17 protein-coding genes are annotated in these 15,044 nt (G+C 65.7%); 13 read left to right on the top strand and 4 right to left on the bottom strand.

All coding sequences use genetic code 11. The features are described from left to right. Nucleotides 1-162: 162 nt before the first annotated feature. A complete protein-coding gene (locus tag PSV40_RS00085) occupies nucleotides 163-1,086 on the top strand; it encodes a tripartite tricarboxylate transporter substrate binding protein (RefSeq protein WP_300533020.1) in 924 nt (307 codons plus the stop codon). 60 nt (nucleotides 1,087-1,146) lie between these two features. Continuing rightward, nucleotides 1,147-2,049, top strand: coding sequence for an NAD(P)-dependent oxidoreductase (locus PSV40_RS00080; protein WP_300532908.1), 903 nt, complete (start codon nucleotides 1,147-1,149; stop codon nucleotides 2,047-2,049). Here the strand turns inward: PSV40_RS00080 and PSV40_RS00075 are convergent. Beyond that, nucleotides 2,040-2,972, bottom strand: a complete 933-nt coding sequence (locus tag PSV40_RS00075; RefSeq protein ID WP_300532906.1) for a LysR substrate-binding domain-containing protein — start codon at nucleotides 2,970-2,972, stop codon at nucleotides 2,040-2,042. The genes PSV40_RS00080 and PSV40_RS00075 overlap by 10 nt on opposite strands. Before the next feature lie 172 nt (nucleotides 2,973-3,144). Between PSV40_RS00075 and PSV40_RS00070 the strand changes: the two genes are divergently transcribed. From PSV40_RS00070 to PSV40_RS00030, 9 genes are all read left to right on the top strand, one after another. Further along, nucleotides 3,145-3,837 (top strand): substrate-binding domain-containing protein, encoded by a 693-nt coding sequence (locus PSV40_RS00070; protein ID WP_300532905.1) that lies wholly within the window; start codon nucleotides 3,145-3,147, stop codon nucleotides 3,835-3,837. A gap of 44 nt (nucleotides 3,838-3,881) precedes the next feature. Next, entirely contained in the window at nucleotides 3,882-4,910 is a 1,029-nt protein-coding gene (locus PSV40_RS00065; RefSeq protein ID WP_300533018.1) for an amidohydrolase family protein, read from the top strand. Nucleotides 4,911-4,937: 27 nt separating this feature from the next. After that, complete coding sequence (gene ligK / locus PSV40_RS00060) at nucleotides 4,938-5,621, top strand: 4-carboxy-4-hydroxy-2-oxoadipate aldolase/oxaloacetate decarboxylase (RefSeq protein ID WP_096696206.1); 684 nt, start codon at nucleotides 4,938-4,940, stop codon at nucleotides 5,619-5,621. A gap of 55 nt (nucleotides 5,622-5,676) precedes the next feature. Continuing rightward, the gene (locus PSV40_RS00055) at nucleotides 5,677-6,669 is read left to right on the top strand and encodes a tripartite tricarboxylate transporter substrate binding protein (protein ID WP_300532902.1); all 993 of its coding nucleotides are present in this window, start codon (nucleotides 5,677-5,679) and stop codon (nucleotides 6,667-6,669) included. Between the two features lie 11 nt (nucleotides 6,670-6,680). Beyond that, complete coding sequence (locus PSV40_RS00050; RefSeq protein ID WP_300532900.1) at nucleotides 6,681-7,592, top strand: amidohydrolase family protein; 912 nt, start codon at nucleotides 6,681-6,683, stop codon at nucleotides 7,590-7,592. A gap of 78 nt (nucleotides 7,593-7,670) precedes the next feature. After that, nucleotides 7,671-8,114, top strand: a complete 444-nt coding sequence (gene ligA, locus PSV40_RS00045; RefSeq protein ID WP_300532898.1) for a protocatechuate 4,5-dioxygenase subunit alpha — start codon at nucleotides 7,671-7,673, stop codon at nucleotides 8,112-8,114. 2 nt (nucleotides 8,115-8,116) lie between these two features. Continuing rightward, nucleotides 8,117-8,974: a class III extradiol dioxygenase subunit beta gene (locus PSV40_RS00040; protein WP_300532896.1), complete on the top strand. Its 858-nt coding sequence runs from the start codon at nucleotides 8,117-8,119 to the stop codon at nucleotides 8,972-8,974. Nucleotides 8,975-9,085: 111 nt separating this feature from the next. Beyond that, nucleotides 9,086-10,039: a Gfo/Idh/MocA family oxidoreductase gene (locus tag PSV40_RS00035; protein ID WP_300532894.1), complete on the top strand. Its 954-nt coding sequence runs from the start codon at nucleotides 9,086-9,088 to the stop codon at nucleotides 10,037-10,039. 15 nt (nucleotides 10,040-10,054) lie between these two features. Further along, nucleotides 10,055-11,059, top strand: coding sequence for an aldo/keto reductase (locus tag PSV40_RS00030; RefSeq protein ID WP_300533016.1), 1,005 nt, complete (start codon nucleotides 10,055-10,057; stop codon nucleotides 11,057-11,059). A gap of 82 nt (nucleotides 11,060-11,141) precedes the next feature. Here PSV40_RS00030 and PSV40_RS00025 read toward each other — a convergent pair whose 3' ends face one another. Continuing rightward, on the bottom strand, nucleotides 11,142-12,068 hold the full coding sequence (locus tag PSV40_RS00025) for a LysR family transcriptional regulator (RefSeq protein WP_300532892.1): 927 nt from the start codon (nucleotides 12,066-12,068) through the stop codon (nucleotides 11,142-11,144). Nucleotides 12,069-12,145: 77 nt separating this feature from the next. Between PSV40_RS00025 and PSV40_RS00020 the strand changes: the two genes are divergently transcribed. Then, on the top strand, nucleotides 12,146-12,520 hold the full coding sequence (locus PSV40_RS00020) for a protocatechuate 4,5-dioxygenase subunit alpha (RefSeq protein WP_300532890.1): 375 nt from the start codon (nucleotides 12,146-12,148) through the stop codon (nucleotides 12,518-12,520). 11 nt (nucleotides 12,521-12,531) lie between these two features. After that, a complete protein-coding gene (locus tag PSV40_RS00015) occupies nucleotides 12,532-13,371 on the top strand; it encodes a class III extradiol dioxygenase family protein (RefSeq protein WP_300532889.1) in 840 nt (279 codons plus the stop codon). 7 nt (nucleotides 13,372-13,378) lie between these two features. On the opposite strand, the gene PSV40_RS00010 is transcribed toward PSV40_RS00015, so the two are convergent. Next, entirely contained in the window at nucleotides 13,379-14,515 is a 1,137-nt protein-coding gene (locus PSV40_RS00010; protein ID WP_300532887.1) for an FAD-dependent oxidoreductase, read from the bottom strand. Nucleotides 14,516-14,750: 235 nt separating this feature from the next. Beyond that, nucleotides 14,751-15,044 (bottom strand): sigma-70 family RNA polymerase sigma factor (locus PSV40_RS00005; protein WP_300532885.1); only part of this gene is annotated, 294 nt, incomplete at its 5' end.

The raw sequence follows: 15,044 nt of genomic DNA, 5'->3' as shown, positions 1-15,044 counted from the left end.
CGGCTGATAAGGGCTGGAGCCACTTTTGGTTCATATTTCTGCCGGCGCAGCCCCTGGCCGGTACCGGCTGCGCCGCCGGATGGACCAAAATGGCGCGGTGCAAACGATTCCGAGGACTCCATGATTTTTCAACGTCTGGCCGGCAGCCTGCTGGCCTTCCTGATGCTGGCCCTGCCGGCCGCGGCCCAGACCTTTCCCAACAAGCCGATCCGCATCGTGGTGCCCTTTGGGGCCGGCGGCGTGGCCGACCTGACCGCGCGCACGGTGGCGCAAAAACTCAGCGAGTCGCTGGGCCAGCCGGTGGTGGTCGACAACAAGCCCGGTGCCGGCGGCGTGGTGGCGGGCGAGACGGTGGCCAGGGCCGAGCCTGACGGCCACACCCTGCTGCTGATGTCCAACGGCACGGCGGTCAGCGCGGGTTTGTTCAAGTCGCTGCCGTTTGACGCGGTGCGCGACTTCGCGCCGGTCTCCACGCTGGGTTTTTTTGACATCGCCGTGGTGACGCCCGCCGATTCGAAATTCAGGACCCTGGGCGACCTGCTGGCTTTTGCCAAGGCCAACCCCGGCAAGCTCAACCTTGGCAGCATCAATATCGGCAGCACACAAAACCTGGCGGCCGAGCTGTTCAAGATCAGCTCCGGTGCCGATGTGCAGATTGTTCCGTTCAACGGCACGCCGGCGGTGGTCACGGCCCTGCGCGGCGGCCAGATCGATGCCGCCGTGGAAATCCTCGGCCCCATCCTGCCGCAGATCAGGGCCGGGGCCCTGCGCGCGCTGGCCGTCACCGGCGACAGACGCGCCGCGGTGCTGCCCGAGGTGCCGACGGCCAAAGAAAGCGGCCTGCCCACTTTTCTGGCTTCCAGCTGGAACGCGCTGGCCGCGCCGGCCAAAACGCCGCCCGCTGTGATCGCGCGGCTGAACCGCGAAGTGGTGGCCGCCGTCAACGCGCCGGAGGTGCGCAGGAAGCTGGCCGAGCTGAATGTCGAAGCGCGCGGCAGTTCGCCCGAACAGGCCGCCGAACTGCTGGCCGGCGAAACCAGGCGCTGGGGCGAGGTGATCCGGCGCGCCAGGATTCCGACGCAGTAATGACGTTCATGAAGCGACCGGTCGGCCGCAGATGAAGCAGGAAAAGCAGGAGAAACATCCGTGAAGTTTGAACATATCGGCATGATTGGTTATGGCGAGGTCGGCAAAATTTTCACCACCGGCCTCAAGAACCGGGTGGCGGGCATCAGCGCGTGGGACCTCACCTTCGATGCGCCGGCCCTGCGCGACGCGCAGCGCGCCCATGCGGCGCAGGCCGGTGTGGCGGCGTGCGCGTCCATGGCGGAGCTGTGCGGGCGGGCCGACCTGATCATTTCGGCGGTCACGGCGTCCAGCACGCTGGCCGTGGCGCAGGCGGCCGCCGCCCATGTCCGGCGCGGCACGTTTTTTCTGGACCTCAATTCCGCGTCACCCGGCACCAAGCAGCAGGCCGCGGCCCTGATCGACGCCGCCGGTGGGCGCTATGTCGAAGCCGGTGTGATGACCTCGGTGCCGCCTTACGGCATCAAGGTGCCCATGCTGCTGGGCGGTGCGCGTGCGGCAGAACTGGCCGGCGTGCTGGCGGCCTGGGGCATGGATGCGAAGGCGGTCAGCGAAAAGTTGGGCGTGGCCAGCGCCATCAAGATGTGCCGCAGCGTGATGATCAAGGGCCTGGAGGCGCTGGTGATCGAGAGTTACACCACGGCGCGCGCCTACGGCGTGGAAGACCACGTGCTGCCGACGCTGGCCGAAACCTTCCCGAGCATCGACTGGGACAAGCAGGGCGCCTACTTTTTCAGCCGTGTGGTCCAGCACGGCCAGCGCCGTGCCGAGGAAATGCGCGAGGCGGCCAACACCGTGCGCGAGGCCGGGGGCGGCTTCGACCCCTTCATGGCCTCGGCGATTGCCGACAAGCAGCAGTGGGTGGCCGACCAGGCCAGGGCCGGCGTGTTCGCCGGCCTTGGCAAGGACGCCCGCTGGCAGGACTACGCGGACCGGTTGCTGCTGCAGCCGGGTCAGGCGTAAGGCTTGATGGCCTCGACCACCACCGACTTGACCACCTCGACCGCCATTTTCTGCGTGTCGGTACTGGCGCGGCGCGAGGAGCGCGCCAGCATCAGCTCACTCATGATGCGCGGGGAGTGGATGCTGCGCAGCAGGAAGGGCTCGGGATCGTCGACGTTGCTCAGCGTGTAGCTTGGCAGAATGGCATGGCCCATGCCTTCCTTGACCAGGCTCAGGATGGCGTTCAGGCCGTCCACCTCCAGCGTGATCTGCGGCTTGCGGCCTATCGTGATCATGTCGCTCTCGATCAGGATGCGGAAGGCATTGGGGCGGCTGGGCAGGATCAGGGGCAGGTCGGCTACCTCGGCGAGGCTGATGGGCTGCCGCTTGGCGGCCCTGCCTTTTTTCGCCGCACCGGCCTTGACGCTGGTCTTGGGGGAAATCAGCACCAGCTCTTCGGTGTGCAGCGTCGTGATGTCCAGCTCGGGCGAGCGTTCGGAGTTGTAGAGCACGGCCATGTCGAGGTTGCCCACACGCAGGCCCTCGTGCATCAGCACGGAAAAGCCTTCGGTCAGCGTCAGCTGGGCGTGCGGCAACTGTTGGCGGAAAGCCCGGGTGAGCGGCACCGTGATGAGTTTGGACAGGCTGGGCGGCAGGCCGATGGACACGCGCCCGGCCAGGGCGCCACGGGCGGCGCCCAGTTCTTCGCGGGCCACCTCCACCTGGTGCAGGATGCCGCGTCCGTGCTTGAGCAGCAGCTTGCCGGCTTCCGTCGGGATGGCGCCGCGCCCGTTGCGGGTCAGCAGGTTCTGCCGCAGCTCCACCTCCAGCAGGCGGATCTGGCGGCTCAGCGCCGGCTGGGCAATGTCCAGCGCAATGGAGGCGCGCGTGAAGCTGCCGAGTTCGGCCACGCGCACAAAATATTCAAGCTGCTTGAGGTCCATGTCGGGGAAGGGCGGCGGGGTGTCCCGGGAGTTGTCCTGAAGTGTCCTGAATGGATATAACAGGCGTCGATCAATGCCGGTATGTTATATCAGCTAGAAACCGCGCTGCCTTGGCGGGAGGCAGGGCTGTGGTCACAATCACTGGCATGACCACCCACGCTGACTGACCGCCATGACGACCGACATCAAGGGCATTTCCTCCATGGCCACCCGCCTGGTGCTGGCCGATCTGGTGGCAGCCTTCGAACAGCAATCGGACTGTCGCGTGGCCATCGAGTCGGTCGGCGGCGTCGATGCGGCCCGGCGCGTGCAGGCCGGCGAGGCCTTTGACGTGGTGATCCTGGCGTCCGACGCGATCGACAAGCTGATTGCCTCCGGCCATGTGCTGGCCGGCAGCAAAGTGGACCTGGTCCGCTCGGGTGTGGCTGTGGCCGTGCGCGCCGGTGCGCCCAGGCCCGACATCTCGACGGAGGACGCGCTGCGCGAGGCCGTGCGTGCCGCGCGCAGCATCAGTTACTCGACCGGGCCCAGCGGCGTGGCGCTGGCCGGCTTGTTCGAGCGCTGGGGCATTGCCGGCGAGATCCAGAGCCGCATCGTCACGCCGCCGCCGGGCATTCCGGTCGGTTCGCTGGTGGCGCGCGGCGAGGTCGAGCTGGGCTTTCAGCAACTGAGCGAGTTGATGCACCTGGAGGGCATCACCGTGCTGGGCCCCTTGCCACCGGCCATCCAGATCATCACCACTTTTTCTGCCGGCGTCTGCACTGGCTCCGGCAATGCCGGCGCAGTGCGCGCCATGCTGGCGTCCATGAACACGTCGCAGGCCGCCGAGGCCAAGCGCCGCCAGGGCATGGACCCCGCTGCCTGACAGACACCCCCTTGCATCCCCAGGAGACCTTTATGAAAAAATCATTGATCATCGACTGCCACGGCCACTACACCACGGCGCCCAAGGCGCTGGAAGAGTGGCGCAACCGGCAGATCGCCGGCATCAAGGACCCGGCCATGATGCCCAAGGTGGCCGACCTGAAGATCAGCGACGACGAGCTGCGCGAGTCGATCGAGACCAACCAGCTGCGCCTGATGAAAGAGCGCGGCAGCGACATCACGCTGTTTTCGCCGCGCGCCAGCTTCATGGCCCACCACATCGGTGACTTCAATGTCTCGTCCACCTGGGCGGCCATCTGCAATGAACTCTGCTATCGCGTCAGCCAGCTCTTCCCCGACCACTTCGTGCCGGTGGCGATGTTGCCGCAGTCGCCCGGTGTTGATCCGGCCACTTGCATCCCCGAGCTGGAAAAATGCGTGAAGGACTACGGCAACGTCGGTATCAACCTCAACCCCGATCCTTCGGGCGGCCACTGGACCTCGCCGCCGCTGTCCGACAGACACTGGTACCCGATCTACGAGAAGATGGTCGAGTACGACATCCCCGCGATGATCCACGTTTCGACTTCGTGCAACGCCTGCTTTCACACCACCGGTGCGCACTACCTGAACGCCGACACCACGGCCTTCATGCAGTGCCTGACCAGCGATTTGTTCAAGGATTTTCCGACGCTGCGCTTCCTGATTCCCCACGGCGGCGGCGCCGTGCCTTACCACTGGGGGCGCTTCCGCGGCTTGGCGCAGGAGCTGAAAAAACCATTGCTGTCCGAGCACCTGCTCAACAACATCTACTTCGACACCTGCGTCTACCACCAGCCGGGCATCGACCTGCTGAACACGGTGATCCCGGTGAAAAACGTATTGTTCGCCTCCGAGATGATTGGTGCGGTGCGTGGCATCGATCCCGAAACCGGCAACTACTACGACGACACCAAGCGCTACATCGAGGCCAGCAAGATCCTCAGCGCCGCCGACCGCCACCAGATCTACGAGGCCAATGTGCGCCGTGTGTTTCCGCGCCTCGATGCGCGCCTCAAGGCCCAAAGCCTGTAAAGCCTGTAACTGACGGAAGGACGAATCATGACCACCTTGGGAATTGTCAAACGCAACATCGTGCGCGCCGACCAGGCCGCCGTCGACCGGCTGACCCGCCTGGGCGCCGCCACCGTGCACGAGGCCATGGGCCGCGTCGGGCTGATGAAGCCCTACATGCGCCCCATCTACCGCGGCGCGCAGGTGTCGGGCACCGCGGTGACCGTGCTGCTGCACCCCGGCGACAACTGGATGATGCATGTGGTGGCCGAGCAGATCCAGCCTGGCGACATCGTGGTGGCGGCCCTTACTGCCGACAACTGCGACGGTTTTTTCGGCGACCTGCTGGCCACGTCCTTCATGGCGCGCGGCGCCCGGGCGCTGGTGATCGACGCTGGTGTGCGTGACGTCAAGACGCTCGAGGAAATGGGCTTCCCGGTCTGGAGCAAGGGCATCAGCGCCAAGGGCACGATCAAGGCCACGCTGGGCTCGGTGAACATTCCGGTGGTGTGCGCGGGCGTGAGTGTCAACCCCGGCGATGCCGTGGTGGCCGACGACGACGGCGTGGTCGTGGTGCCGGCCGAGTGGGTGAAAAAGGTGGCCGACGCCGCCGAAGCCCGTGAAGCCAACGAAGGCGAAAAACGCGCCAGGCTCGCCGCGGGCGTGCTGGGCCTGGACATGTACAACATGCGTGAACCGCTGGCCAAGGCCGGCCTCAAGTACATCGACTGAGACGCTTTTCCCCTTCTGTTTTTTTATTCATAGCCTGTTTAACCCGGTCACCCTCATGTTCATTGCAACCCTTTGTTTGTCGCGCAGGCTGTCCATGGCGCTTGCCGCGGCTGCGCTTGCCGGCGTCTTCCCGTCGCTGGCGTCGGCCCAGTCCTATCCCGTCAAACCCGTCAAGGTTGTGGTCGGCTACTCGGCCGGCGGCGCTGTGGATGCCGTGGCGCGCACCGTGGGCCAGGCCATGTCGGCCAGCATGGGCCAGACCTTTGTGGTGGAAAACAAGCCCGGGGCCGGCACCAACATCGCCGTCAAGTCGGTCATCGCGGCCGAGCCCGATGGCTACACCCTGATGATGGCGGCCAATGCCCTGGCCGCCAACATGGCGTTGTACCAGCCCGCCCCCTTCGATGCCGAGCGCGACCTGGTACCGGTGTCGCTGATCGGCCGTGTGCCGGTGGTGATTGCCGCCAATGCCAGCGCCCCTTATGCCAACATCCAGCAGCTGATCGCTGCCGCCAGGGCCAAGCCTGGCAGCATTTCCTTCGCCAGCCCGGGCAACGGCTCCACGCCGCACATGGCGGTGGAGTTCTTCAAGCGTGCGGCTGTGGTCTCCCTGCTGCACATTCCCTACCGCGGCGGTTCGCAGGCGCTGACCGACGTGATCGGCGGCCAGCTACCGCTGGTGGCGGTCAATGCGCTGGAAGTGCAGCCGCATGTGAAGAGCGGCAAGCTCAAGGTGCTGGCGGTGCTCAGCACCAACCGTTCGACCATCTTTCCGGATGTGCCGACCATTGCCGAGTCCGGCTTCCCCGGTTTCGAGGCCTCGGTCTGGTACGGCCTGGTGGCGCCCGCCGCGACGCCCAAGGCCATCGTGAGCCGGCTCCACGCCGAGGTGCAGAAAGCCCTGCAGACCAAAGAAGTGCGTGAGCGCATGACCCAGGTCGGCGGCGAGGTCCTGCCCGGCAGCGCCGAGATGTTTGCCGCCCTGATCCGTTCCGAACGCCAGCGCTACGAAAAGCTGGTGCGCGAAGCCAACATCAAACCTGACTGAGACTGATCAAGATGACCCAGGAATTCACCAAGACGCCCGGCTGGCTCGACTGGTACGACGGCCCCGCCAAACCCCGCTTCAAGCTGCCCGCCGGTGCGGTGGACGCGCACTGCCATGTGTTCGGCCCGGGTGCGCAGTTTCCCTATGCGCCCGAGCGCAAGTACACGCCGTGTGACGCCTCCAAGGACCAGCTGTTTGCCCTGCGCGACCACCTGGGCTTTGACAAAAATGTGATCGTGCAGGCCACCTGCCACGGCAGCGACAACCGTGCGCTGGTTGATGCCCTGAGGCACTCTAACAACAGGGCACGTGGTGTGGCCACTGTCAACCGCAACGTCACCGATGCCGAGCTGCAGGACATGCACGAAGCCGGCGTGCGCGGCACGCGTTTCAACTTTGTCAGGCGCCTGGCCGACTTCACGCCGCGCGAGGTGTTGCTGGAAATTGCCAACCGCATTGCGCCCCTGGGCTGGCATGTGGTGGTGTATTTCGAGGCGCAGGATCTGCCCGAGCTGTACGACTTTTTCACCGCGCTGCCGACCACGGTGGTGGTGGACCACATGGGCCGGCCCGACGTGAGCAAACCGGTGGACGGCCCCGAGTTCGAGCTGTTCGTCAAGATGATGCGCGAGCACGCCAACATCTGGAGCAAGGTCAGCTGCCCCGAGCGCCTCAGCGTGAGCGGCCCGCCGGCCCTGAACGGCGAGCAGAACGCCTACCGCGACGTGGTGCCCTTTGCCCGGCGCCTGGTCGAGACCTTTCCCGACCGTGTGCTGTGGGGCACCGACTGGCCGCATCCCAACCTGAAAAACCACATGCCCGACGATGGCCTGCTGGTGGACTACATTCCCCATATCGCCACCACGCCCGCATTGCAGCACAAGCTGCTGGTGGACAACCCGACCCGGCTTTACTGGAGTTGAGAGTTAATACCGTTCGGGCTGAGCCTGTCGAAGCCACCCTTCGACAAGCTCAGGGAGAACGGAAAACGGAAAACCATCATGTCACTCGAAAAACCCTACCTCGACGTCCCCGGCACCACCATTTTTGATGCCGAGCAATCCCGCCTGGGCTACCACCTGAACCAGTTCTGCATGTCGCTGATGAAGGCTGCCAACCGCGAACGCTTCAAGGCCAATGAACGCGCCTACCTCGACGAGTGGCCGATGACCGAGGAACAGAAACAGGCGGTGCTGGCACGCGACCTGAACCGCTGCATCAAGGCCGGCGGCAACATCTATTTTCTTGCCAAGATCGGTGCTACCGACGGCAAGAGCTTCCAGCAGATGGCAGGCAGCATGACCGGTATGACCGAAGAGGAATACCGCGACATGATGATTGCCGGCGGCCGCTCCGTCGAGGGCAACCGCGTGGTCGGTGAAGACGGGACCGCGCAGGCCCAGCACCAACCCCAAGGCCGAGCCGGCCAAACCCGGAATTCCTGAACATGGCCAAAATCACCGCATCCGTTTACACCTCCCACGTGCCCGCCATCGGCGCGGCCCTCGACCTGGGCAAAAGCGGCGAGCCTTACTGGCAGCCCGTGTTCAAGGGTTACGACTACTCCAAACAGTGGCTCAAGGACAACCCGCCCGACGTGATTTTCCTGGTCTACAACGACCACGCCACCGCCTTCAGCCTGGAGATGATTCCGACCTTCGCCATCGGCACCGCTGCCGAGTTCACGCCGGCCGACGAGGGCTGGGGTCCGCGCCCTGTGCCCAAGGTCATCGGCCATCCCGAACTGGCCGCGCACATTGCGCAGTCGGTGATCCAGCAGGACTTCGACCTGACCATCGTCAACAGGATGGACGTGGACCATGGCCTGACCGTGCCGCTGTCGCTGATGTGCGGCCAGCCGCAGGCCTGGCCCTGCCCGGTGATCCCGTTTGCCGTCAACGTGGTGCAGTACCCGGTGCCGTCGGGCCGGCGCTGCTTCGAGCTGGGCAAGGCCATCCGCAAGGCGGTGGAGAGTTTTGACAAGCCGCTCAATGTGCAGATCTGGGGTACGGGCGGCATGAGTCACCAGCTGCAGGGCCCGCGCGCCGGCCTGATCAACAAGGAGTTCGACAACGCCTTTCTCGACCAGCTGATCACCGACCCGGCAGGCCTGGCCGGCAAGCCGCACATCGACTACGTGCGCGAAGCCGGCTCCGAAGGCATTGAGCTCGTGATGTGGCTGATTGCCCGTGGCGCCATGTCCGACGTGGCCGGTGGCCCCGCGCCCAAGGTGGCCCACCGCTTTTACCATGTGCCCGCCAGCAACACCGCGGTGGGCCATTTGATTCTGGAAAACCAGACCTGATGAACTACCTCCCCCGCTGGGGCAGGGCAGGGGTGGGGGCTGGCGCGCGAAGCCCTCACCCTGCCCCTCTCCCAGGGGGAGAGGGAAAATGAAACTGACAGGAGAAAACACATGAGCAAAACCATCAAAGTCGCCCTCGCCGGCGCCGGTGCCTTCGGCATCAAACACCTGGACGGCATCAAGAACATCGACGGCGTCGAAGTCGTCTCGCTGATCAGCCGTGACCTCGATAAGACGAAAGAAGTCGCCGCCAAATACGGCATCAGCCACGTCAGCACCGACCTGGCCGACAGCCTGGCGCTCAAGGAGGTGGACGCCGTCATCCTGTGCACGCCGACCCAGATGCATGCCGAGCAGTCCATCGCCTGCATGAAGGCGGGCAAACATGTGCAGGTGGAGATCCCGCTGGCCGACACCCTCCAAGGTGCCCGGGATGTGGTCGCCCTGCAAAAGCAGACCGGCCTGGTCGCCATGTGCGGCCACACGCGCCGTTTCAACCCCAGCCACCAGTACGTGCACAAGGAAATTGCGGCGGGCCGCTTCAACATCCAGCAGATGGATGTGCAGACCTATTTCTTCCGCCGCAGCAACATGAACGCACTGGGCCAGGCGCGCAGCTGGACCGACCACCTGCTGTGGCACCACGCGGCCCACACGGTGGACCTGTTCGCCTACCAGTGCGGCAGCCCCATCGTGAAAGCCAATGCCATCCAGGGGCCCATCCACCCGGCGCTGGGCATTGCGATGGACATGAGCATCCAGCTCAAGGCGGCCAACGGCGCGATCTGCACCTTGAGCCTGTCCTTCAACAACGACGGCCCGCTGGGCACCTTCTTCCGCTACATCGGTGACAGCGCCACCTACATCGCGCGTTACGACGACCTCTTCAACGGCAAGGAAGAAAAAATCGACGTCAGCCAGGTGGACGTGTCCATGAACGGCATCGAGTTGCAGGACCGGGAGTTCTTCGCCGCCATCCGCGAAGGCCGCGAACCCAATTCCAGCGTCGCCAAAGTGCTGCCGTGTTACCAGGTGCTGCACGACCTGGAACAGCAACTGAAGTAAACCATGCCCATCTCCCTGCCCACCCGCCGCATCGGCCCCTTCGACGTCTCGGCCATCGGCCTGGGATGCATGAACCTGAGCCACGCCTACGGTGCGCCGCCGTCGGCGGAGCAGGGAGAACGCGTGTTGCTGGCCGCGCTCGATGCCGGCGTCACGCTGTTCGACACGGCGGCGCTGTACGGCTTCGGGGCCAACGAGACGCTGGTGGGCAAGGTGCTGTCAAAGCACCGCAGCCGCTTCACGCTGGCCAGCAAGGGCGGCATGGCCGGCGTGTATTTTGAGGACGGCGTCAAACGCGTGATCGACGGCCGGCCCGAGGCCATCCGCAAGAACTGCGAGGACAGCCTGCAGCGCCTGCAGACCGACGTGATCGACCTCTACTACCTGCACCGCTGGGACAAGAAGGTGCCGATCGAGGACAGCGTGGGTGCCATGGCCGAGCTGGTGCGCGCGGGCAAGGTGCGGGCCATCGGCCTGTCCGAAGTGTCGGCCGCCACCTTGCGCAAGGCCCATGCGGTGCACCCGATTGCGGCCGTGCAGACCGAGTATTCGCTGTGGACGCGCAACCCCGAGATCGCGGTGCTTGATGCCTGCCGCGAGCTGGGCGCGGCCTTTGTGGCCTTCAGTCCGGTGGCGCGCGGCTTTCTGTGTGATGCGCTGCACGACGTCAGCACGCTCCAGCCCAAGGACATCCGCAGCGCCATGCCGCGTTTTGCACCCGACAACTACGCGGCCAACCTCAAGCTGCTGCCGCCCTACAAGGCCCTGGCGCTGGAGGCGGGCTGCACGCCGGCCCAGCTCGCGCTGGCCTGGCTGCTGCACAAGGCGCCGCACATCGTGCCGATTCCCGGCACCACCAGCGTCGAGCATCTGCACGACAACCTCGGCGCGGTGAACGTCCGGCTGGACGCCGGGCTGCTGGCCAGGCTGGAAGCGCTGGTCAACCAGCGCACGGTGACCGGCCACCGCTACAGTGCGCAAAGCGCCAGCGAAGTGGATACCGAGGAATTTGCCGCCTGATCGGATTTTTGGGAACTGCTATTGTATTGATAGCTACTCGCGCATGATTCATGCGGGCTGATGGCCTGTTTGGTTTGAAAATCTAGCCTGATGCGGCGTCGGCCAGCGCCGGACCCACCACGGTGTCCAGCTGCTCCCGCAGCCAGCGGTGTGCCGGGTCCTGCTGGTAGCGCAGGTGCCAGATCGCGTACATGGGCATGCTCGGGCAGGGCACAGGCGGTGGGCAACTGGCCAGCCCCTGGAAGCTGTGGTGCACCAGCAGCCCCGGCACGGTGGCCAGCAGCGGCGTACCGCGCAGAAAGGCCGGCAGTGCGCTGAAGGACGGCACCATCACCGTGAAGTGCCGCTTCAGGCCGCGTGCCGCCAGGACCTGGTCCAGCTCCAGGCTGCGGCGTGGCTCGTACACCACGGTGGCGTGGCTGGCGGCCAGGTAGTCGGCCTCGGTGCATGGGGCCTCGCGCACCGCCGGATCGTAGAAAACCCGGTACTGGTCTTCGAACAGGCGTTTTTGCACGATGTCGCTGCCTTCGGGCGGGCGCGGGCTGATGGCCAGCTGGCAGTCGTCGCTGCGCAGCATTTCCAGCCGCGGCACCGCCGACGGGATCACGCGCAGCAGCACACCAGGCGCCTGCGCACGCAGGCGCGCGGCCAGCGCGGGCAGCAGCAGGTCGCGCTGGAAATCATTGGCGGCGACCGTGAAGGTGGTTTGCCAGCACGCCGGGTCGAAGCTGCCCAGCCGTGCAAAACGTTCCAGCGCGCCCAGCAGTTCGCGCGCCGGTGCGGCCAGGGCCTCGGCGCGCGCGGTGGCCACGATGCCGCGGCCGGCCTTCACAAACAGCGGGTCGCCGGTGATGGCGCGCAGCCTGTCCAGGCCGTGGCTCACGGCGGACTGCGTCACGCCCAGGCGCTGCGCCGCCGCGGTCACGCTGCCGGTGTCGAGCACGGTCAGCAGCAGTTGCAGCAACCTGGCGTCCAGGCCGGATCCATCGGATTCATTCATGGGTTTCATCAGCATTCATCGGTTTATCTTTTGTAACGGGGCGGCAATACTGGGGTACTGATACAGGTCAACCTCAGGAGATTTCCGTGCCCCATTCCCCGCCAAGGCCACCGATTCCCGGCACCACGCTGTTTGACGGCGAGCAGGCCCAAAAAGGGTATGCGCTCAACAAGATGTGTTTCTCGTTCGACAGCGCGGACAACCGTGCGGTCTTCAAGGCCGATGAGGTGGGCTACATGCTTCGTTATGGCCTGAACGAGCAGCAGATTCAGGCGATACGCACGCGCAACGTGCCGGGCCTGCTGGCGGCCGGCGGCAACGTGTATTACCTGGCGAAGTTCGCCGGCATCCTGGGGCTGGACGTGCAGGACCTGGGCGCTGCGCAGACCGGTCTGAGCAAGGAGGCCTTCAAGGCGCGGCTGCTCGCGCAGAACGATCAACCCGCCACACTGTTGGCCTGAGGAAAAGTACCATGGCAAAAATCATCGGTGGCCTGACTACTTCCCATGTGCCCGCCATCGGCGGCGCGATCGCCCGGGGCGCCCAGCAGGAGCCTTACTGGAAACCTTTTTTTGACGGCTTCCTGCCGGTGCGGGCCTGGCTCGACGAGGTCAGGCCCGACATTGCTGTCGTGTTCTACAACGACCACGGCCTGAACTTCTTCCTCGACAAGATGCCGACCTTTGCCGTGGGCGCCGCGCCCGAGTACCGCAATGCCGATGAAGGCTGGGGCATTCCCACGCTGCCGCCGTTCAAGGGCGTGCCCGCGCTGTCCTGGCACATCATCAACGAGCTGGTGGACAAGGAGTTCGACATCACGACCTGCCAGGAAATGCTGGTGGACCATGCTTTCACGTTGCCGCTCAAGCTGTTCTGGCCCGAGGGCCTGTGCCCGGTGCTGACGGTGCCGATCTGCATCAACACCGTGCAGTTTCCGCTGCCCAGCGCCAAACGCTGCCTGGCTTTGGGCAAGGCGGTGGGCGAGGCGATTGCCTCGTGGGACAGCGACAAGAAGGTGGTGGTGATAGGCACCGGCGGCCTGAGCCACCAGCTCGACGGCGAACGCGCCGGTTTCATCAACAAGGCCTTTGACCTGAAGTTCATGGACAGCCTGATCAGCGAGCCCGAATGGGCCGCGCAATACAGCATTCATGAACTCGTCGAAAAAACCGGCACCCAGGGTGTGGAATTGCTGATGTGGCTGGCCACGCGCGCCGCCGTGCCCGGCCGCGTGCGCAAGGTGCACACCAACTACCACATCCCGATCTCCAACACCGCCGCCGGCATGATGGCGCTGGCCGCGCTGGACTGAGCTTGGGTCAGGCCGCAGTGCCCAGCCTGGACGGGCTGAGCATGGCGGCCGTGAGGCCAAAGGCCGCGATGCGACCGGGAACGGGCAGGCTGCGCGCCAGCGCGGCGCAGGTCTCGCCCATGGCGGCCGAGGTCTGGATGCCGTAGCCGCCCTGGGCCGCAACCCAGAAGAAGCCCGGCGCCTGCGCATCGAAGCCGCCCACCAGGTCGCCGTCGGCGACAAAGGAGCGCAGCCCGGCCCAGGTGCGCGTGGGCCGGCGGATGGACAGCGTGGTCATCTCCTCGATGCGGTGGATGGCCAGGGCGATGTCCATTTCCTCGGGTTGCACGTCATGCGGGGCCACCGGGTCGGCATTGGCCGGCGAGCCGAGCAGCATGCCGGCATCGGGTTTGAAATACCAGTCCTCGGAGACGCCGCCGGTCATGGGCCAGCCGCTCGTGTTCACGCCTTCCGGGGGCGCGAAGATGAAGGCCGAGCGCCGCCGCGGCTCCAGGCCGATGCCGGGCAGGCCGGCGAGGGCGGCGACCATGTCGGCCCAGGCGCCGGCGGCATTGAGGACCACGGGCGCTTCATACACCTGGCCGCCTGCCTGCGCCCGCCACAGGCCGCCCACGCGTGCCAGCGCGGTTACTTCCGCATCACACACCACGCGGCCGCCGGCGTGGCGCAGCCCGCGCAGATAACCCTGGTGGATGGCATGCACGTCCATGTCGGCGGCATCGGGTTCGTACACCGCGCCCAGCACCTTGCCGGGGCGAAGCGCAGGCACCCTGGCGCAGGCGCCTGCGCTGTCCAGCAACTGCGCATGCGGCGTCATGGCACGCAGGATGTCCCAGTGCGCCGCGAGCAGTGCATCCTGTCCGTGGGTGGCCACCATCATGGCGCCGCGCGGGCCCAGCAGCGGGTGTTCGGCAAAGCCCTGCGGCGGCGACTGCAGGAAGGCCCGGCTGGCCATCGTGAGGGCGCGCACCTGGGGCGTGCCATAACTCTCCATGAACAGCGCGGCCGAGCGGCCGGTGGAATGGTAGCCCGGCTGCGCCTCGCGCTCGAGCAGGGTGACGCGGCCGTGCGGCGCCAGCCAGTAGCCGACGGAGGCGGCGGCGATGCCGCCGCCGATGATGAGAAAGTCGGTGGATTCAGACATGTCGTGCAGCGCTCATGGCAGTTTGGTGAACGAGTTCGGTCAATGCCAAGTGTAGGGTGGCGCAGGCGAAGGCCGCTTGCGCGGAGCAGGGCGCTATCCCTTATGAAGCACCCCAGGTCCAACCCATGCGGGCTGCAGCTCATTCAATGCACAAAAAAAACAACGCCCCGGGCCGCTGTGGGCGGGCCGGGGCGTTGGGCTGCCGTGCCGCTTGCGCGGCAAGGAGTCCGGGTGCTTACAGCGTGTCGATGAAGCTGCGCAGCTTGTCCGAACGCGAAGGGTGCTTGAGCTTGCGCAGCGCCTTGGCTTCGATCTGGCGGATGCGTTCACGCGTCACGTCGAACTGCTTGCCGACTTCTTCCAGCGTGTGGTCGGTGGACATCTCGATGCCGAAACGCATGCGCAGCACTTTGGCTTCGCGTGGCGTCAGGGAATCGAGCACGTCCTTGACCACGCCCCGCATGGACGCGTGCAGCGCTGCGTCGGCCGGCGCCAGGGTGTTGTTGTCCTCGATGAAGTCGCCCAGGTG

The sequence above is a fragment of the Polaromonas sp. genome, assembly GCF_029945925.1.
Classification (GTDB): Bacteria; Pseudomonadota; Gammaproteobacteria; order Burkholderiales; family Burkholderiaceae_C; genus Polaromonas.
The sequence above is the reverse complement of the archived record's forward strand: the minus strand, read 5'-3'. Positions and strand labels throughout refer to the sequence as shown.